This window comes from Amycolatopsis acidiphila, assembly GCF_021391495.1.
Lineage (GTDB): Bacteria > Actinomycetota > Actinomycetes > Mycobacteriales > Pseudonocardiaceae > Amycolatopsis_E > Amycolatopsis_E acidiphila.
On the sequence record NZ_CP090063.1, the window covers coordinates 4384031 to 4402783 of the forward strand.

At 71.9% G+C, this 18753-nt stretch carries 18 protein-coding genes; 2 read left to right on the top strand and 16 right to left on the bottom strand.

What is annotated here, in order from left to right; translation table 11 throughout:
* Window positions 1–58: 58 nt before the first annotated feature.
* Genes carB through pyrR form a run of 6 tightly spaced genes read right to left on the bottom strand, consistent with a single transcriptional unit; the run spans window position 59 to window position 7817 of the window.
* Complete coding sequence (gene carB / locus LWP59_RS21325; protein ID WP_144642925.1) at window positions 59–3385, bottom strand: carbamoyl-phosphate synthase large subunit; 3327 nt, start codon at window positions 3383–3385, stop codon at window positions 59–61.
* Entirely contained in the window at window positions 3385–4509 is a 1125-nt protein-coding gene (gene carA / locus LWP59_RS21330; RefSeq protein ID WP_144642924.1) for a glutamine-hydrolyzing carbamoyl-phosphate synthase small subunit, read from the bottom strand. The genes carB and carA overlap by 1 nt, the downstream gene beginning before the upstream one ends.
* Window positions 4506–5006 (bottom strand): PH-like domain-containing protein, encoded by a 501-nt coding sequence (locus LWP59_RS21335; RefSeq protein WP_144642923.1) that lies wholly within the window; start codon window positions 5004–5006, stop codon window positions 4506–4508. The genes carA and LWP59_RS21335 overlap by 4 nt, the downstream gene beginning before the upstream one ends.
* The gene (locus LWP59_RS21340; RefSeq protein ID WP_144642922.1) at window positions 5006–6304 is read right to left on the bottom strand and encodes a dihydroorotase; all 1299 of its coding nucleotides are present in this window, start codon (window positions 6302–6304) and stop codon (window positions 5006–5008) included. The genes LWP59_RS21335 and LWP59_RS21340 overlap by 1 nt, the downstream gene beginning before the upstream one ends.
* A complete protein-coding gene (locus LWP59_RS21345; protein WP_144642921.1) occupies window positions 6301–7230 on the bottom strand; it encodes an aspartate carbamoyltransferase catalytic subunit in 930 nt (309 codons plus the stop codon). Before LWP59_RS21345 ends, LWP59_RS21340 begins: the two co-directional genes overlap by 4 nt.
* Window positions 7227–7817, bottom strand: a complete 591-nt coding sequence (gene pyrR / locus LWP59_RS21350; protein ID WP_144642920.1) for a bifunctional pyr operon transcriptional regulator/uracil phosphoribosyltransferase PyrR — start codon at window positions 7815–7817, stop codon at window positions 7227–7229. Before pyrR ends, LWP59_RS21345 begins: the two co-directional genes overlap by 4 nt.
* A gap of 243 nt (window positions 7818–8060) precedes the next feature.
* On the opposite strand from pyrR, the gene bldD reads away from it, so the two are divergent.
* Window positions 8061–8549, top strand: a complete 489-nt coding sequence (gene bldD / locus LWP59_RS21355) for a transcriptional regulator BldD (RefSeq protein WP_020422358.1) — start codon at window positions 8061–8063, stop codon at window positions 8547–8549.
* 97 nt (window positions 8550–8646) lie between these two features.
* On the opposite strand, the gene nusB is transcribed toward bldD, so the two are convergent.
* The 3 genes from nusB to LWP59_RS21370 are packed head-to-tail and all read right to left on the bottom strand — an operon-like array spanning window position 8647 to window position 10779.
* On the bottom strand, window positions 8647–9096 hold the full coding sequence (nusB, locus tag LWP59_RS21360) for a transcription antitermination factor NusB (protein ID WP_144642919.1): 450 nt from the start codon (window positions 9094–9096) through the stop codon (window positions 8647–8649).
* Window positions 9093–9656: an elongation factor P gene (efp, locus tag LWP59_RS21365; RefSeq protein WP_144642918.1), complete on the bottom strand. Its 564-nt coding sequence runs from the start codon at window positions 9654–9656 to the stop codon at window positions 9093–9095. Before efp ends, nusB begins: the two co-directional genes overlap by 4 nt.
* Window positions 9657–9699: 43 nt before the next feature.
* A complete protein-coding gene (locus LWP59_RS21370; protein ID WP_144642917.1) occupies window positions 9700–10779 on the bottom strand; it encodes a M24 family metallopeptidase in 1080 nt (359 codons plus the stop codon).
* Window positions 10780–10817: 38 nt separating this feature from the next.
* Between LWP59_RS21370 and LWP59_RS21375 the strand changes: the two genes are divergently transcribed.
* Window positions 10818–11327: a B-4DMT family transporter gene (locus LWP59_RS21375; protein WP_191334775.1), complete on the top strand. Its 510-nt coding sequence runs from the start codon at window positions 10818–10820 to the stop codon at window positions 11325–11327.
* Window positions 11328–11330: 3 nt separating this feature from the next.
* Here the strand turns inward: LWP59_RS21375 and LWP59_RS21380 are convergent, their stop codons facing one another.
* The 7 genes from LWP59_RS21380 to LWP59_RS21410 all read right to left on the bottom strand — a co-directional run bounded on the left by LWP59_RS21380 (window position 11331) and on the right by LWP59_RS21410 (window position 18456).
* A complete protein-coding gene (locus LWP59_RS21380) occupies window positions 11331–12824 on the bottom strand; it encodes a glycoside hydrolase family protein (RefSeq protein ID WP_222425735.1) in 1494 nt (497 codons plus the stop codon).
* 45 nt (window positions 12825–12869) lie between these two features.
* Entirely contained in the window at window positions 12870–13787 is a 918-nt protein-coding gene (locus LWP59_RS21385; protein ID WP_144645021.1) for a GNAT family N-acetyltransferase, read from the bottom strand.
* A 715-nt stretch (window positions 13788–14502) separates the two neighbouring features.
* A complete protein-coding gene (gene aroQ / locus LWP59_RS21390) occupies window positions 14503–14934 on the bottom strand; it encodes a type II 3-dehydroquinate dehydratase (RefSeq protein WP_144645023.1) in 432 nt (143 codons plus the stop codon).
* The gene (gene aroB / locus LWP59_RS21395) at window positions 14931–16040 is read right to left on the bottom strand and encodes a 3-dehydroquinate synthase (RefSeq protein ID WP_144645025.1); all 1110 of its coding nucleotides are present in this window, start codon (window positions 16038–16040) and stop codon (window positions 14931–14933) included. The genes aroQ and aroB overlap by 4 nt, the downstream gene beginning before the upstream one ends.
* Window positions 16037–16561: a shikimate kinase gene (locus tag LWP59_RS21400; RefSeq protein ID WP_186383599.1), complete on the bottom strand. Its 525-nt coding sequence runs from the start codon at window positions 16559–16561 to the stop codon at window positions 16037–16039. The genes aroB and LWP59_RS21400 overlap by 4 nt, the downstream gene beginning before the upstream one ends.
* Complete coding sequence (gene aroC / locus LWP59_RS21405) at window positions 16558–17745, bottom strand: chorismate synthase (protein WP_144645027.1); 1188 nt, start codon at window positions 17743–17745, stop codon at window positions 16558–16560. Before aroC ends, LWP59_RS21400 begins: the two co-directional genes overlap by 4 nt.
* A 33-nt stretch (window positions 17746–17778) precedes the next feature.
* Window positions 17779–18456 carry a prepilin peptidase gene (locus LWP59_RS21410; protein ID WP_308431678.1) on the bottom strand — a complete coding sequence of 226 codons (678 nt, stop codon included), beginning with the start codon at window positions 18454–18456 and terminating at the stop codon, window positions 17779–17781.
* Window positions 18457–18753: the final 297 nt, after the last annotated feature.

Here is an 18753-nt window from a genome sequence, read left to right on the forward strand (position 1 = left end):
CTTCGCCCGAACGGAGCAGTCGCCGCTGCTTTTCCGGGCTCCGGCACTGCCCGCGCGGTCACGCCTGCGCCCGCAGCGACGCCTGCAGGTCCTGCAGCGACCGGACCCCGATGTCGCCCCGGATCAGCGCCTCGATGCCGTGCACGGCCGCCGCGGCGCCCTGCACCGTGGTGATGCACGGGATGTCGCGGGACACCGCGGCGGTGCGGATCTCGTAGCCGTCGATCCGCGGGCCGCTGTTGCCGTACGGGGTGTTGATGACCATCTGCACGCCGCCGTCGAGGATCACGTCGACGATGTTCGGGCCGGGCGGGGCGGCGGCGTCCGCTGTGCTTTCCGAGTGCTTGCGGACCTCCGTGCAGGCCACCCCGTTGCGCCGGAGCACCTCCGCGGTGCCCGAGGTCGCCAGGATCTCGAAGCCCAGGTCGGCCAGCCGCTTGACCGGGAACACCAGCGCCCGCTTGTCGCGGTTGGCGACCGAGACGAACACCTTGCCCGAGGTCGGCAGCGACCCGTAGGCCCCGGCCTGGGACTTCGCGAACGCCTCGCCGAACGAGGTGTCCACGCCCATCACCTCGCCCGTGGACTTCATCTCCGGCCCGAGCAGCGAGTCGACGCCCTTGCCCTCCGGGGTGCGGAAGCGGTGGAAGGGCAGCACGGCCTCCTTGACCGCCACCGGCGAGTTCGCGGGCAGGTGCCCGCCGTCGCCCTCGGCGGGCAGCACGCCGCGGGTCCGCAGGTCCTTGATGCTGGATCCGGTCATGACCAGCGAAGCGGCCTTCGCCAGCTGCACGCCGGTGGCCTTGGACACGAAGGGCACGGTGCGGGACGCACGCGGGTTGGCTTCCAGGACGTAGAGGACGTCGTCTTTAAGGGCGTATTGGACGTTGAGGAGTCCACGGACGCCGACGCCGCGGGCGATGGCTTCGGTGGAGGCGCGCACGGTGTCGATGTCCTGGCGGCCGAGGGTGATGGGCGGCAGCGCGCAGGAGGAGTCGCCGGAGTGGATGCCGGCTTCCTCGATGTGTTCCATCACGCCGCCGAGGTAGAGCTCCTCGCCGTCGAAGAGGGCGTCGACGTCGATTTCGATGGCGTCGTCGAGGAAGCGGTCGACCAGCACCGGGTGTTCGGGGGTGACCTCGGTGGCGCGCTGGATGTAGCCGGCCAGGGAGGGCTCGTCGTAGACGATTTCCATGCCGCGCCCGCCCAGCACGTAGGAGGGGCGCACCAGCACCGGGTAGCCGATCTCGTCGGCGATCCGTTTGGCGCCCTCGAAGGAGGTCGCCATCCCGTACTTGGGTGCGGGCAGCCCGGCGTCGCGCAGCACCTCGCCGAACGCGCCCCGCTCCTCGGCCAGGTGGATCGCCTCGGGTGGGGTGCCCACGATCGGCACCCCGGCGTCGGCGAGCCGTTGCGCCAGCCCCAGCGGTGTCTGCCCCCCGAGTTGCACGATCACCCCGGCGAGGGTGCCGGAGGTTTGTTCGGCGTAGACGACTTCGAGGACGTCTTCGAAGGTGAGGGGTTCGAAGTAGAGCCGGTCGGAGGTGTCGTAGTCGGTGGACACGGTTTCGGGGTTGCAGTTGAGCATGACCGCTTCGAACCCGGCCTCGCGCAGCGCGATGGCGGCGTGCACGCAGGAGTAGTCGAACTCGATGCCCTGCCCGATCCGGTTGGGCCCGGAGCCGAGGATGAGCACCTTCGGCTTGTCGCGCTGCGCGGTGACCTCCGACTCCGCGGCGGGATCGGACTCGTAGGCCGAGTAGTGATACGGCGTCTTCGCCGCGAACTCCGCCGCACAGGTGTCCACGGTCTTGAACACCGGCCGCACACCCAGGCGGTGGCGCAACGTACGCACCCCGGCCTCACCCGCCAGCTCCGGGCGCAGTGCCGCGATCTGCTGGTCGGACAGGCCGGTGCGCTTGGCCTCGCGCAGCAGGTCCGCGTCGAGCACCGGCGCGTCGCGGACCTGGGCACCGACCTCGCCGATGAGCGCGATCTGGTCGATGAACCACGGGTCCAGCCCGCTGGCCTCGTGTATCTGCGCCACGGTCGCGCCGAGCCGCAGTGCCCGTTCGACGGCGTAGAGGCGGCCGTCGTGGGGGGTGCGCAGCACGTCGAGGGTGTTCTCCAGAGTCGCGCCCTCGGGGTCGGGCCGGGTCCAGAACCCGGCGGCTTTGGTGTCGATGGAGCGCATGGCCTTGCCCAGGGCCTCGGGGAAGCTGCGGCCGATGGCCATCGCCTCGCCGACGCTTTTCATGGTGGTGGTCAGGGTGGGGTCCGCGCCGGGGAACTTCTCGAACGCGAACCGCGGCACCTTGACCACCACGTAGTCCAGGGTCGGCTCGAACGAGGCCGGGGTCTCCCCGGTGATGTCGTTGCGGATCTCATCGAGGGTGTAACCGATGGCGAGCTTCGCGGCGATCTTCGCGATCGGGAAACCGGTCGCCTTCGACGCCAGCGCACTCGAACGGGACACCCGCGGGTTCATCTCGATCACGACCATCCGCCCGTCCTCGGGGTTGATCGCGAACTGGATGTTGCAGCCTCCGGTGTCCACCCCCACCGCCCGCAGCACGTCGATCCCCACATCGCGCATGTGCTGATACTCCCGGTCGGTCAACGTCATCGCCGGGGCCACCGTCACCGAGTCCCCGGTGTGCACCCCCATCGCGTCGACGTTCTCGATCGAGCAGATCACCACCACGTTGTCCGCGCGGTCGCGCATCAGCTCCAGCTCGTACTCCTTCCAGCCCAGCACGCTCTCCTCGATCAGCACCTCGGTCACCGGCGACTCCGCCAGCCCCACCGACGCCAACCGCTCCAGCTCCTCGGGCGTGTGCGCCATCCCCGAGCCCAGGCCGCCCATGGTGAACGACGGGCGGATCACCACCGGCAACCCCAGCTCGGCTACCGTCGCGCGCACCTCGTGCATCGAGTGACACACCCTGCTGCGCGGCACCTGACCGCCGATCCCGCGCACGATGTCCTTGAACTTCTGCCGGTCCTCACCCCGCTGGATCGCCTCGACATCGGCGCCGATCAGCTCGACCCCGTACTTCTCCAGCACCCCCCGCTCGTGCAGGGCGACCGCGGTGTTCAACGCCGTCTGCCCACCCAGGGTCGCGAGCACCGCATCCGGGCGCTCGACCGCGATCACCTTCTCCACGAACTCCGGAGTCACCGGCTCGATGTAGGTCGCGTCCGCGAACTCCGGATCCGTCATGATCGTCGCCGGGTTCGAGTTGACCAGGCTGACCCGCAACCCCTCCTCCCGCAACACCCGACACGCCTGCGTACCCGAGTAGTCGAACTCCGCCGCCTGCCCGATCACAATCGGACCAGACCCGATCACCAGCACATGCTCGATATCCGTACGTTTCGCCATTACCGGGCTTTCTTCTCCATCAGAGTCACGAACTCGTCGAACAACGGCGCGGCGTCGTGCGGGCCCGCCGCGGCCTCGGGGTGGTACTGCACCGAAAACGCCGGCACCTCGGCGCAGCGCACGCCCTCGACCGTGTCGTCGTTCGGGCAGTAGTGGCTGATCCTCGCGGCACCGAACGGCGAGTCGAAGCTCTGCCCCGGCTCGCCCTCCAGCGCGAACCCGTGGTTCTGCGCCGTGATCGCGACCCTGCCGGTCTCCACGTCGATCACCGGGATGTTGATCCCCCGATGCCCGTACCGCATCTTGTACGTGCCCAACCCCAGCGCCCGGCCCAGGATCTGGTTGCCGAAACAGATCCCGAACAACGGGATCTCCCGCCGCAGCGCCTCCCGCGTCAACGCGATCGCCTCCACCTGCGTCTGCGGATCACCCGGCCCGTTGGACAGGAACACCCCATCCGGCTCCACCGCCAGCAACTCCTCCAGCGAACTCGTCGACGGCAGCACATGCGTCTCGATGCCGCGGCGGCTCAGCTGGCGTGGGGTGTTGGACTTAATGCCCAGGTCCAGCGCGGCGACGCGGAAGCGGCGCTCCCCCTGCGCCTGCACCACGTACGGCTGCGCCGTGGTGACCTCGCCAGCGAGGTCCGCGCCCTTCATCGGCGGGCTCGCCAGCACCTGGTCGGCCATCGCGGCGTCGTCGCCCAGCGCGTCGCCGGAGAACACCCCGGCACGCATCGCACCGTGCTCACGCAGGTGCCGGGTCAGCGTCCGGGTGTCGATCCCGGAGATGCCCACCACCCCCTGCCGCGCGAGCTCGTCATCCAGGGTGCGGCGGGAGCGCCAGTTCGACGGGGTGCGCGCGGGGTCGCGCACGACGTAGCCGGCGACCCAGATGCGGGCCGACTCGTCGTCCTCGTCGTTCCAGCCGGTGTTGCCGATCTGCGGCGCGGTCTGCACCACGATCTGGCGGTGGTACGACGGGTCGGTCAGGGTCTCCTGGTAGCCGGTCATGCCGGTGCAGAACACCGCCTCGCCCAGGGTGCGCCCCTGCGCCCCGTACGCCGCGCCGCGGAACACCCGGCCGTCCTCCAGCACCAGCGCGGCCGGTGTCTTCGCGTTCACTGGGCCCCTCCCTTGATCTCGCTGCCCAAGCTTTCGATCCAGTCCGGATAGCTGCCGTGGTCGTCCCCGCGGAAGCCGGTGTCCAGCTCCACCTCGCCCGCACGCCAGGTGATGATCAGCAGGCTGTCGGAACCCATCACCTTCCCGGCGATGGCGCTGCCGCGCCGGATCCCGGCGACCGCCTCGTTCGGGATCCAGAACCCGGGCGCGCCGGCCCGGTCGACCTCGACCCCGCCGGCGTAGCGGCGCAGGACCGCCCGGCCGCGCAGGCCCACCCCGCGGGTGACGATCCGGTCCTGCCAGTTGCCCGCCGTGGTCGTGCTGACGTAGAGGCCGGGAGCCTCCAGCAGCGGCTCGCCCGGTTCCTCGGGCACCTGCGGGAACGGCGGCACCAGAACGCTCTGCGATCGCGCCCGTCGTCGCCAGCCCACGCGCATCCCCCACACGGCGAGCGCGAAGCAGGCCAGCACGACCAGGACCAAGACAAAACGTTCCATTACCCAATCTTCCCTTCGCGTGCGGTGATTCGCCCGCGTAGCAGCGTGAGGGTCACCACGCCGGGCAGCCGCATCCCCTCGTACGGGGTGTTGGCGGCGAGGCTCGCCAGCTCCGTGCCCCGGACCGTCCACTCGGCGTCCGGGTCGACCAGCACCAGGTTCGCCGGCTCACCGGCGAGCAGCGGGCGGCCCTGGTCGGGCAGTCCCGCGATCTCCGCGGGCCGCTCGCTCATCACCCGGGCCACGCCCCGCCAGTCGAGCAGTCCCGTGCGGACCATCGTCTCGGTGACCACCGACAGCGCGGTCTGCAGGCCGAGCATGCCCGGCTTCGCGACCGCCCACTCGCAGTCCTTGTCCTGGACCGGGTGCGGCGCGTGATCGGTGGCGACGCAGTCGATGACGCCCTCGGCCAGCGCGGCCCGCAGGCGCGCCGCGTCGCCGCCGGTGCGCAGCGGCGGGTTGACCTTGTTCACCGGGTCGTAGCTCGCCAGGCGCTCGTCGGTCAGCAGCAGGTGGTGCGGGGTGACCTCGGCGGAGATGGTCCCGGCGCGCTGCCGGTCCTTCGCCCAGCGCAGCACCTCGGCGGTGCCCGCGGTGGAGACGTGGCAGACGTGCAGCCGCGCGCCGGCGTGCCCGGCGAGCAGGCAGTCACGGGCGACGATCGACTCCTCGGCCGACGCGGGCCAGCCGGCGTAGCCGAGCCGGGACGCGATCTCGCCTTCGTGCGCCTGCGCGCCGACGGTCAGCCGCGGCTCCTCCGCGTGCTGCGCGATCACGACGTCCAGCGCGGTCGAGTACTCCAGCGCGCGCCGCATGAGCAGCGGGTCGGCGACGCAGTGCCCGTCGTCGGAGAACATCCGGACCCCGGCGACCGACTTGGCCATCGTGCCCAGCTCGGCGAGCCGCTCGCCGTTGAGCCCCACGGTCACCGCGCCCACCGGGTGCACGTCGACGAGGCCGACCTCGCGGCCGCGGCGCCACACGTGCTCGACCACGACGGCGTTGTCGGCGACCGGGTCGGTGTTGGCCATCGCGAACACCGCGGTGTACCCGCCGAGCGCCGCGGCGGCCGAGCCCGTCTCGACCGTCTCGGCGTCCTCGCGGCCGGGCTCGCGCAGGTGGGTGTGCAGGTCGACGAAGCCAGGCAGCAGTACCTGGCCGGCCGCCTCGACGACCTCGGTGCCCTCGGCCGCCTCGATCGAGCCGATCTCGGCGATGAGACCGTGCGCGACCAGGACGTCCACCGGGTCGCCCTCGCCGTAGAGCCTGGCGCCCCTGATCAGAACCTGATCGCTCACTTCTCTTCCTCTCCGGCAAGCAGGTGGTAGAGCACCGCCATCCGCACGTGGACCCCGTTGCGGACCTGTTCGGTGATGGCGGACGAGGGCGCGTCGGCCACCGCCGAGGCGATCTCCATGCCCCGCAGCATCGGGCCCGGGTGCAGCACGACGGCGTGCTCCGGCAGCATCTTCAGGCGCTGCTCGCTCAGTCCGTAGGCGACCGAGTACTCGCGCGCGGACGGGAAGAACCCCCCGTGCATGCGCTCGGCCTGCACCCGCAGCATCATCACGGCGTCGAGCGCCGCCAGCTCGGCATCCAGCTCGTGCGACACCGTCACCGGCAGGGCGCTCACCCCCACCGGCAGCAGCGTCGGCGGCGCGACCAGCACCACCTCCGCGCCGAGCGCGGTGAGCAGGTGGATGTTCGAGCGTGCGACCCGGCTGTGCAGCACGTCGCCGACGATCGCGACACGGCGTCCGGACAGCGTGCCCAGCCGCTCCCGCAGGGTCGCCGCGTCCAGCAGCGCCTGCGTCGGGTGCTCGTGCATCCCGTCGCCCGCGTTGACCACGGCGGTGCCCGACTCGGCGAGCCAGCCCGCGAGCCGGTGCGCGGCGCCCGAGGCCGGATGCCGGATGATCACGCAGTCCGCACCGGCTGCGGCCAGCGTCAGCGCGGTGTCGCGCAGCGACTCGCCCTTGCCGACCGAGGAGCCGCCGGAGGAGACGTTGATCACGTCGGCGCTCATCCACTTCCCGGCGATCTCGAACGAGACCCGGGTGCGGGTGGAGTTCTCGTAGAACAGCGTGACGACGGTGCGGCCACGCAGAGTCGGCAGCTTGCGGACCTCACGCCCGAGCAGGGTCTTCTTCAGCTCGTCGGCGGTGTCCAGCACCGCGGTCGCGAGCCGCGGGTCGAGCCCGTCGGTGGCCAGCAGGTGTTTCATGCGCCTTCCCCCTTCCCGCGCAGCACCACGGCATCGCGTCCGTCCACTTCGGACAGGAGCACCAGCACCTCTTCCGAGCGCGAGGTGGGCACGTTCTTGCCCACGTAGTCGGCCCGGATCGGAAACTCGCGGTGACCCCGGTCGACCAGCACGGCCAGCTGCACCGAGCGGGGCCGGCCGTGGTCGCGCAGGGCGTCGAGGGCGGCGCGGACGGTGCGGCCGGAGAACAGCACGTCGTCGACCAGGATCACGACGCGGTCGTCGATGCCGGTGCCGGGCAGCTGGGTCGAGGCCAGCGGCCGGGTCGGCTTGCGGCGCAGGTCGTCGCGGTAGAGCGTGATGTCCAGGGCGCCGGTCGGCGGCGCGACCCCGGCGAACTCGGCGATGCGCTCGGCCAGGCGGCCGGCGAGCGAGGTGCCCCGGGTGGGAATCCCGAGGAGCACCGGTGGTTCACCCGATTCGGCGCCCAGTGCGGTCTTCTCGATGACCTGATGGGCCATTCGGGCGATGGTGCGCGCGACGTCACCGGCGGAGAGCAGTTCCCGCTCGCCGTCCGGCTCCGCCGCGCCACGAGGGCGTGACGCCACGGCTGACTCCTTCCCCGCCTCACGGGACGGGTCCTTAAAGGACGTCGATCTCCTGCTTGGCCAGGAAATCCGTCTGACAATAACAGGAGGGCCCGGGCTCCTCACCGGGTGGTATGACCCCTTCCCGGGGCATCACTTGCTTGACCTGGTGACGACAATGCGTAACCATTACTCTGAGTATTCAGCGCACCAGTCCCACGGCGGTCCTCCCGCCGGCTGGGCGAGGAAACGGAGAACCACCAGATGGGCGATTACGCCAAGGCGCTCGGGGCCAAGCTCCGCGGGATCCGCCAGCAGCAGGGGCTGTCCCTGCACGGGGTCGAGCAGAAGTCCGGGGGCCGCTGGAAGGCGGTCGTCGTCGGGTCCTACGAGCGCGGGGACCGCGCTGTCACCGTCCAGAAGCTGGCGGAGCTGGCCGACTTCTACGGGGTGCCGGTCGTCGAGCTGCTCCCGGAGGGCCGCGTCCCCTCGGGCGCCGAGCCGGCCACCAAGATCGTGATAAACCTGGAGCGGCTGCAGCAGCTGCCCGCGGAGAAGGTCGGCCCGCTGGCCCGCTACGCGGCGACGATCCAGAGCCAGCGCGGCGACTACAACGGCAAGGTGCTCTCGATCCGCACCGAGGACCTGCGGTCGCTGGCGATCATCTACGACATGACCCCGGGCGAGCTCACCGAGCAGCTCATCGACTGGGGCGTGCTCCCGCCCGAGGCGCGGCCCGCCAAGGAGGACTGAGCGCGCCGCGAGCTGGGTGAGGTCTGTTCGCCGAAAGCGCGAACCGGGCGCGCTCAGTCGTGCCCTCTGGGGGTCCGGCGCTGGTCGCCCGGCTTTCTCAAAGCACCGCGCGCAGGCGGTCGGCGATGTTGCCGATGCGGCCGAGCACGCCGTTGACGAACCTGGGGGAATCGTCGGTCGACAGCTCCTTGGCCAGCCCGACGGCCTCGTCGATCGCGACCGGGTCGGGCACCTCCGGCGACCACAGCAGCTCGTAGACGCCGACCCGCAGCACCGCCAGGTCCACCGGCGGCATCCGGTCGAGCGTCCAGCCCTGCGCGTGCTCGGCCAGCAGCTCGTCGATGCGCTCGCGGTTCGCGGTGACGCCCTCGACGAGCGAGATCGTGTAGTCGCCGATCGGGTCCACGGCCGTCGACCCGACCCGGTCCGCCATCAGCGTCACCGGATCGACGGAACGCTGCGCCGCCTCGTACAGCATCTCGACGGCGCGCCTGCGCAAAGCGCGGCGGCCCGGAGAGCCGCCGCGCTTCGGTGCTTCGGAGCTCAAGACGAGACCCGGCCCAGGTATCGCCCGTCGCGGGTGTCGACCTTGACCTTCTCGCCGGTCGTCACGAACAGCGGGACCTGGATCTCGGCGCCGGTCTCCAGGGTGGCGGGCTTGGTGCCACCGGTGGAGCGGTCGCCCTGCAGGCCCGGGTCGGTGTGCTGGATGACCAGCTCCACCGAGGTGGGCAGCTCGACGTAGAGCGGGACGTCCTCGTGCACCGCGACCTGCGCCTCGCTGTTCTCCAGCAGGTAGTTCGCGGCGTCGCCGAGGGTCTCGCCGGGCACCGTGATCTGGTCGAACGTCTCGCCGTCCATGAACACGTAGTCGGTGCCGTCGTTGTAGAGGTAGGTCATGTTCCGGCGGTCGACCGTGGCGGTCTCCACCTTCGTCCCGGCGTTGAACGTCTTGTCCACCACCTTGCCGGAGAGCACGTGCTTGAGGGTGGTGCGCACGAACGCGCCGCCCTTGCCCGGCTTGACGTGCTGGAAGCTCACGACGGACCACAGCTGTCCGTCGAGGTTGAGCACCAGGCCGTTCTTCAGGTCGTTGGTGGTGGCCACGGGTAGTCCAGTTCTCCTGTTGTCATCGTTTGCGTGGCCGCGTCTAGACGACCACGAGGTCCTTGCTGCTCAGGGTGAGGAGTTCGGGAACCGTGTCCCGCACGACCAGCGTGTCCTCGATGCGCACGCCACCGTGGCCGGCTAGGTATACCCCTGGCTCGACGGTGACCGTCATACCGACAGCTAGTGTACCGTCGCCCTTCTTCGCCAGGCTCGGTGCCTCGTGAATCTCCAGCCCCACCCCGTGCCCGAGGCCGTGGGAGAACTCATCGCCGTGGCCTGCCTGTTCGATCACCTCGCGCGCGGCCTTGTCCACGTCCTTGCTCACCGCGCCCGGGAACACCGCGGCGCTGCCCGCGGCCTGCGACCGGCGCACCAGCTCGTACAGCTCACGCTGCCAGTCGGCGGCCTTGCCGAGCACCAGCGTGCGGGTCATGTCCGAGTGGTAGCCCTCGACCGTCGCGCCGAAGTCCAGCTTCAGGAAGTCCCCGGCCGCGAGCACGGCGTCGGCGGGCCGGTGGTGCGGGATCGCCGAGTTCGCGCCCGCGGCGACGATCGAGTCGAACGACGGGCCGCTCGCGCCATGGTCGAGCATGAGGTTCTCCAGCTCCCGCGCCACCTCCCGCTCGGTGCGCCCGGGCCGGATCCCGCCGCGCTCGATCAGCCCGGCGAGCGCGGCGTCGGCGGCGGCGCAGGCCCGGCGCAGCGCCTCGATCTCGTGCTCGTCCTTGATCAGCCGCAGCTGTTCCACGAGCCCGGGCGCGCGGGTGAGCTCGAAGCCTTCCGCGAGGGCGTTGAGCGCCTCGTACTGCTCGACGCTGACGTGCTGGCTTTCGAAGCCGGTGCGGCCGCTGCCGCGCTTGACCAGCGCCGCCACGCTGTCGCGGTCGATGACGTGCTCGAGGTCGGGCACCTCGGCACCGGCCTGCGTGACGTACCGGCCGTCGGTGCAGAACAGCGTGCGTGCCTCGCTCCCGCTGTCGAGCAGGAGCGCCGCGTTCGAGCCGGTGAAGCCGGTGAGGTAGCGGACGTTCAGCAGGTTCGTGACGAGCAGCGCGTCGGCCCCGGCCTGGCGGACCAGCTGACGCAGCGAGTCCCGGCGGGCGGAGTGGAGGTCGGGCACCTCCTCACCTTACTGGCCGGTTGGCTTACAGTGGCACGATGCGGCCCTGGTTGACGCGTGGACTCGGGATGGCACTGCTGCACGCCATCGCCGACACCGCACTGGCGAAGGCGACCGTCTACGACCCCACGGGCCTGCTCACCGCGAAGATCGTGGTGATCGCACTGCTGGTCGGCGCGGCGGCGCTCTGGGGTGCCGTCGACGCCTGGCTGGGCCGCGAGGACCTCGCGAAGACCTGGGTGATCGCGTCGCTGTTCGGGGGCCTGGCCTCCGGCGTGCTGTACGTGATCGGCCGGGGCATCTTCGTCGACCAGTCCGGCACCCAGGAGCTGTGGCCCGCGCTGACCGGCGGGGCCGCGTTCACCGCGCTGCTCGTCCTGGTGCCCGCGGGCCTCGGCCTGCTCGTCGGCGGCCGGATCACCCGGCCCGAGCCGGCCGAAGCCGAGCCTGCCGTACGGAAGCGGCGAGCCCCGCCGGCCACCGCGCGGAAGCCCTCCCCCGCGCCCCGGCGCCGGCACGCCCCGTCCCCCACGCCGCGGGGCGAGTAGCGGCTACCGGCCGAGCGTCGCCGCCTCCGGGTACGAGCGCCACTGCGCCGCGCTGACGGCCTCGACCGCGGAACCGTTGAGCGCCGCCACGGTCGAGGGGTGCACGGGCCAGAGCTTCCCGTCGTCGAGCAGCAGTCCCATGCCGAGCCCCGGTGCCTGCAGCGCGCGAGCGCCGGAGGCCAGGTGCGCGGCGACCGGCACCCCGTCGAGCGCGTCGAGCCGCTGGTTCAGCACGTGGGTCGCGAGCTGCTCGGCGACCGAGCGGCGGTCGACGCGGACGAGCTTGCCGTCCACGACGAGGTCCATCGTGCGGACCGGCGAAGGCATCGCGTACCCGTCGAGCACGCCGAGGGCGCGCTCCCGGTCCCCGCAGCCCTGGATGCCCACGACGTCGAGGCCGTAGTGGCGCAGGTCGGTGGGCGCGTTGGCGTCGCCGAGGCTCGTCGCGCGCACGACGTCGAACGGCACGCGCCCGCACGGGTCGGTCGCCGAGGCGGGCGCGTGCCCGTCGGGCCGGCGCACCAGGCCGGGGCCTTCGCGCCACCCGCCGGGGATCACCAGGGCGCGGTAGGGGTGCGCGGTGAAGTCACGGTTCCAGAAGGTGACGGTGGTGCCGTCCTGGGTCTCGTGCGCGATGGCGAAGGCGTCGAGCGCGTCGACCCACTCCAGGTCGGCGCTGAAGGCGTCGACGATGGACGTCATGCGGGGCGCGGCCGTGTTCGGCACGGCGGCGAAACCCTTGTCCGTCAACGACTCCACGCCGGTCGCGAACGTGGGGTCCTTGGCACGCAGGACGAACTGGCCCGCCCCGTTCCACCCGGCGTCGCGGCCGGTGGTGTCGGTGAACATCAGGTAGAACCAGCCGTCGAGGTAGACCGCCGACGGCTGGCCGACGCCGTAGAGGTTGTCGCGGTGCTCGTCGTGCGAGGGCGCGACGATCGGGCCGTTCGCGCGCGTCCAGATGAGGCCGTCGGTGCTGGTGGCCAGGCCGATCGCGTTGCCGAGCGCGTGGTCGCCCGCCGCGCCGGTGTAGTAGAGGTAGTAGGTCCCGTCGACCCGGATGACCGAGGGGTCGCAGGTGTGCACGCCGTCGAACTGGCCGGGGTTCCCCGACAGGACGGCGGGCGGGACGCCGCCGCCGGGGCCGGTGAACGGGCCGTCGAGCGAGGACGACTCGGCGTAGAGGATGTCGTCGCCGGGCGGCGGGGCGGTCGGGTACTGGCTGCACCACCACATGCGGGTCCTGGTGCCGTCGAGCATGACCGTCGGGCCGTAGTTGTAGGGGGCGCCGGGGCCGCCCGCCGCGACGACGCCCGGGCTCTGGCGAGCCGCCCCGGTGGTGAGGACGACGTCGGAGGGGGCGGCCTGGGCGCCGCCCAGCGCGCCGCCGGGGCCTTCGGCCTGGGTCTCCGCGTTTCCCGTGGTGCACGCGACGGCCGCCGCGCCGAGCACGACGGCCAGGAGCGCAGCGGCCAGCCGGTGACGGAACCCGCGCATGTGGTGGTGACCCCTCTCTGACAGCTGGATCAGTCTAGAGAATCGCTAACCCTGTCGAGTGACACCATGCCGGAGAGCGACCAGCTCGACCTCGAACCGGTCGTCGTTCTCCAGGTACGCGGCGTAGTGGTCGGGGCCGCCGGCGTGCGGGTACCTGTCGGCGAACAGCGGCCGCCAGCCGTGCTCGCGCGCGGCTTCGGCGACCTCGTCGACCTGCTGGGTGGTTTCGACGTGCAGCGCGAGGTGGTTGAGCCCGGGGCGCAGCCGGTCGTGGCGCTCGGCGGTGAGCGCGGGCGAGCGCTCGGCCACGACGTAGCCGGAGCCGAGCCGCCAGCTGACGCCGTCGGGCCAGCGCTGGTACTCGCGCCAGCCCAGTTGGGTGAGCAGCCAGCCGAAGGTGGCTTCGGCGCGCGGGACGTCCGGCACCCACAGCTCGACGTGGTGGAGGTGGCCGTGCACGGCGGGCAGCGCGACGTGCACCCGGTGCGGCGCGCCATAGTGCTCCTCGACGCCGACGTCCCGGAAACCCAGTCGCTGCGCCAGTTTCAGACTGGCCACATTGGACTCGTGGATGAGCGCCCAGATCGCCGGGAGGCCGGCGGTGGCGAACCCGTGCCGGAGCAACGCGGCGGCGGCCTCGGTGGCGAGCCCTTGGCCGCCGTGGGCAGGATCGAGGAAGTAGCCGAGCTCGGCCGTGCCGGGCGGCATCGCGTCCGAGGGCCGCAGGTGCGCCAGCCCGATGACGGTGCCGTCCCGCTCGATTGCCCAGTGGCCGAGGTTCGCGGGCCCCCGGTAGCCGAGGCGGCGCTCGATCATCGCGCGGCACTGGACGGGATCGCTGAAGTCCGCCGCGAAGTACCGGCTCTGCGCGGGATCGGCGAACACACGCAGGACCGCGTCGGTGTCGGACCGCTCGAGCCCCCGCACGATGAGCCGAGAGGTCCGCAACACAGGGAGGTTCACTTCGCTGACTTTCCCTTCACACGGCGGGGTTGAGGGTTCTTGGTGGGTTGGAGGCGCCGGGTCGGGCCGGGTCGCGCTGCCGGGTCGCGCTGCGGGCCCGGCCCGGTTGGGCTGCCGGGTCGGGCTGCCGGGCCGGGTCAGGCGAGCTACCGGCTTCGGCTCCGGCTGCCGGCTTCGGCTCCGGCTGCCGGGTCCGGCTCCGGGGGCCGGGTCCGGGCCGGGAGTGGGTCGGGGCCGGGCTCGGTGGGGTCGAACCGGTGCCGGGCCGGGCCGGCTGGGGCCGGGAGCTGGTGGCAGCGTCCGGGGGCACCGAGCGTCGGTTGCCCCGCCACTCGGCGCTGTGGCGCTCCGTTGCGGCCGTCGCCGAGGCGACGGATCGCCATTCGGAACCGCGACCATCCGGTCGCCACCGGACGATCGTGGGCGCCCGGGACCGCGCCGATCGGCCGCCACTCGTCGCCGCGAACACCTGGTCGCCACCGCGACAATCCATTGCCACGCGGGACCGCGCCGACCGGTTGCCACCCGGCGCTGCAGCGATCGGGTCGCCACTCGAGACTGGCACCGTCCAGTCCACGCCGCCGGAGCGGTTGGCCAGCGCACCACCGCGACGCGGCTCCACGTGCCGCCGCCGCGCCCGTGGGCGCCGTCCTTGCCATGCGGCGGGGCGTCACGCCTCAAGGTCACCCTCGCGCGCCAGGCGGCGCCACGTCGTCTACTGGGCGTTCTCGGCCAGCCACCGCAGCGCCAGCGGGTATCCCGGCACGCCGAGGCCCGCGACGACCGCCGTCGCGATGTCGGAAAGGACGCTGTGGTGGCGGAACTCCTCGCGTTTGTGCACGTTCGAGATGTGCAGCTCGATGAGCGGCGCGGTCAGCTGCGCGGCGGCATCACGAACGGCGATCGAGTAGTGCGTCCACGCACCGGCGTTGAGCACCACCGGGAAGCCTGCGTCGGCGGCCTCGTGCAGCCAGCCGACCATCTCGCCCTCGTGGTCGGTCTGCCGCACCTCCACGTCCAGGCCCAGCTCGCCCCCGGTCTTGACGCACAGCTCCGCCAGGTCGGCGTGGGTGGTCGAACCGTAGACGGCCGGCTCCCGCTTGCCCAGGCGCCCGAGGTTGGGACCGTTGAGCACGAAGACCTTCACAGCAGCACGCTCCCGCCCTGGCTCGGCTTCTCGGCGGCGACCGCCGAGTACGCGGCCGCGAGCAGCGCCGGGTCCGGACCTTCGAGACGGCCCGGCTTCGCGAGGCCGTCCAGCACCACGAAGCGCAGCACGCCCGACCGGGTCTTCTTGTCGCCGCGCATGGTCTCCATGAGTTGCGGCAAGGCATCGGGGTCGTAGCTCGTGGGCAGGCCGAGGAGCTCGAGCACCGCGGCGTGCCGGTCGGCGGTCGCGTCGTCGAGGCGGCCGGCGAGGCGGGCCAGTTCGGCGGCGAACACGAGACCGACGCTGACCGCCGCGCCGTGGCGCCACCGGTAGCGCTCGCGCCGCTCGATCGCGTGACCGAGCGTGTGACCGTAGTTGAGGATCTCCCGCAGGTCGGACTCCCGCAGGTCCGCCGCGACGACGTCGGCCTTGACCTGGATCGAGCGGCGCACCAGCTCGCCGAGCACCTCACCCTGGACGTCGACCGCGGCCGCCGGGCTCGCCTCGATGAGGTCGAGGATCGCGGGGTCGGCGATGAACCCGGCCTTGACGACCTCGGCCATACCGGCGACGAGCTCATTGGGCGGCAGGGTTTCCAGTGTCGCCAGGTCCGCGAGGACCGCGGACGGCTCGTGGAAGACGCCGACGAGGTTCTTCCCGGCCTCGGTGTTGATCCCGGTCTTGCCGCCGACGGCCGCGTCGACCATGCCGAGCAGCGTGGTGGGCACGTTGACCAGGCGGACGCCGCGCATCCAGGTGCCGGCGACGAACCCGGCAAGATCGGTGACCGCCCCGCCGCCGAGGCCGACGACGACGCCGCGCCGGTCGAGACCGATGCGCCCCAGCACTTCCCAGCAGAAGCTGGCCACCGTGAGCGCCTTGCCGTCCTCGGCGTCGGGAATCTCGACGCGGTGGGCGTCGAGCCCGGCGGCTGTCAGCTCGTCGCGGATCGCCTCGGCGGTGGTCGTCAGCGTCGGCGGGTGGAACAGGGCGACCTTGGAGGCGTCCTTGAGCACGTCGGTGAGCTCGCCCAGCAGACCGCGGCCGATCACGACCTCGTACGGGCGGCCCGTCCTGACCTGGATCCGCACCGGCTCGGTCACTGCGTCTTCTCCAGTTCCTTGGTCATCTCGGCCACGATGGCGGCCACGATCTGTTCGGGCGTCCGGTCGTCGGTGCCGACCTCGATCGTCGCCACCGACCGGTAGACCGGCAGCCGCGCGTCGAGGAGGCTGCGATAGGTCGCGCGCGGGTTCACCCCGGCGAGCAGCGGACGCGCCGTGGACAGCCCGACGCGCTGGACGCCGGCCGCGAAGCCCACGTTGAGGAACACGACGGTGTGCGCGCGCAGCCGCTCCTGCGTGGCGGGGGCCAGTACCGCGCCACCGCCGACGGACAGAACGCCGTCGTGCTCGAGGAGCGCCTCGGCGATGACGTTCGCCTCGATCTCGCGGAACGCCGCTTCGCCGTCGGTGGTGAAGATGTCGGCGATCGAACGGCCTTCGCGAGTGACGATGTCGTCGTCGCTGTCGCGGAAGCTCACCCCGAGCTCCTTGGCGAGCAGCGGTCCGACGGTGCTCTTACCGGAGCCAGGCGGCCCGGCGACCACGATGCAGGGCTTCACCACCGCTCCTCCAGCGCCTTGAGGTAGCCCTCGGCGTTGCGCTTGCTCTCGGCGAGCGAGTCACCGCCGAACTTCTCCAGCGCCGCGTCGGCGAGGATCAGCGCGACCACGGACTCCAGCACTACACCGGCACGCGGCACGGCGCACACATCGGAGCGCTGGTGGATCGCCACCGCGGGCTCACCCGTCGCGACGTCCACAGTGGACAACGCCTTCGGCACGGTCGAGATCGGCTTCATCGCGACCCGGACGCGCAGCGGCTCACCGTTGGTGATGCCGCCTTCGAGGCCGCCCGCGCGGTTGGACCGCCGGGTGACCCCGACCGGGCCGGAGCCGGGATCGATCTCGTCGTGCGCCTGGCTCCCCCACCGGCGCGCGGTGGTGAAGCCGTCGCCGACCTCGACACCCTTCATGGCCTGTACGCCCATCAGCGCGCCGGCCAGCCGGGCGTCGAGCCTGCGGTCCCAGTGCACGTGCGAGCCGAGGCCCGGTGGCAGGCCGTAGGCGATCACCTCGATCACCCCGCCGACGGTGTCGCCGGCCGTCCGCACCGCGTCGACCTCGGCGACCATCGCTTCGGTGGCCTCCTGGCCGAAGGCGCGGACCGGGCTCTCGTCGATGGCCGCGAGATCGCCGGGGCCCGGCAGCGGACCTTCGGGCGCCTCGGCGGCACCGATGGAGATCACGTGGCTGACGATCTCCGCACCCAGCAGCTGGCGCAGGAAGGCGCGTGCCACGGTGCCCAGCGCGGTGCGGGACGCGGTCTCGCGCGCGCTCGCCCGCTCCAGGACCGGCCGCGCCTCGTCGAAGCCGTACTTCTGCATGCCGGGCAGGTCCGCGTGTCCGGGGCGGGGACGGGTCAGCGGCTCATTGCGGGCGAGGCCTTCCAGCTCGGCCGGGTCGACCGGGTCGGCCGCCATGACCTTCTCCCACTTGGGCCACTCGGCGTTCTCGATGTGGACCGCGATCGGGCCGCCCTGGGTGACGCCGTGCCGGACACCGCCGAGGAACTCGATGTGGTCGGTCTCGAAGCCCATGCGCGGGCTCCGGCCGAATCCGAGCCGCCGGCGGGCGAGCTGCTCGCCCACTTCGGCGGTGGTGACCTCGACTCCGGCCACCATCCCTTCGAGCACGGCGGCCAACGCGGGCCCATGCGATTCACCTGCGGTTATCCAGCGCAACACCTCACGATCCTGTCATGTCGCATGTCCTGCGACTCAAGCGCCCGTACCTGTTCCGTGAAACACCGCGACCAGCCAAGTCGCCAGGAGCAACCCGGGCCCGTGCGGCACGCCGTGACGGCGGCGGCGGGTCAGGGCGAGGACCACCGTGGTCATTGCGGCGAGCACCGCCGCGACCACGAGCGCGGCCCAGCTGACCGCCCCGAGGACGGCGCCGAGCGCACCCGCCAGCTTGACGTCACCGGCGCCGAGCGAGCTTCGCGACAGCGCGTGGACGAGCAGGTGGAGACCGCCGAACACCGCGCCGGCGGCAAGGGCGCGCACCGCCAGGCCGATGCCCGGACCGGTCGTCGCCGAGGCACACAGCGCGATCGCCAGGATGGGGTAGGCGGGCAGGGTGAGCACGTCCGGCAGGCGGCGGTGCCGAAGATCGGCCGCGGCCAGCGGGACGGCGAACGTCGTGAGGGCGAGGGGCACCGGTAGCCACCAGGACGGCCAGCCGTGGCCGAGCCAGCGCCACCCGACCACTGCCCAGAGGGCGGCGGTCATTGCGGCGACCGGGGCGAGGGGGACAGGAGCAGGAGCCCTTGCCCGGGCGAGGACGGCGGACGCGAGTACGGCGAGCGTCGCGCCCGCCATGGCGAAGAGGGCGGTGATGGCGATGGCGGCAGCGACGGAGGTTGACTGGGTGATGGATGGCAGTTCGTTGATCACGGAATCGAGCCTTCACCAGGGACGATCGGTGCCGCAAGAACGGATTTTTACGAGTGGGCAACTCGTGCGGAATGGGGTTGCGGGGCCCTGGTGAGTGACGTGCGACCGGGTGGGACCGGCGTGCGACTGGGCCAATCGTGCGGATGAGGGCAGGTGCGGCAGGGCTGGTTGAGGTGCGACGGCGGTATCCGGTTGGGGCGTAGGCGGCAGCGGTGGCTCAGGTGGCCGTGAGCGCGCGTGTGGGGTGGCGAGCGGCGGGGTTGGTTGAGGCGGGAAGTCGCAGCGCCCGGTTGGGGG

Coding starts and splice junctions, on each gene's coding strand:
- LWP59_RS21335 (WP_144642923.1), bottom strand. CDS start 5,006: ATGGAACGTTTTGTCTTGGTCCTGGTCGTGCTGGCCTGCTTCGCGCTC.
- bldD (WP_020422358.1), top strand. CDS start 8,061: ATGGGCGATTACGCCAAGGCGCTCGGGGCCAAGCTCCGCGGGATCCGC.
- LWP59_RS21345 (WP_144642921.1), bottom strand. CDS start 7,230: ATGAAACACCTGCTGGCCACCGACGGGCTCGACCCGCGGCTCGCGACC.
- LWP59_RS21375 (WP_191334775.1), top strand. CDS start 10,818: ATGCGGCCCTGGTTGACGCGTGGACTCGGGATGGCACTGCTGCACGCC.
- carB (WP_144642925.1), bottom strand. CDS start 3,385: ATGGCGAAACGTACGGATATCGAGCATGTGCTGGTGATCGGGTCTGGT.
- LWP59_RS21380 (WP_222425735.1), bottom strand. CDS start 12,824: ATGCGCGGGTTCCGTCACCGGCTGGCCGCTGCGCTCCTGGCCGTCGTG.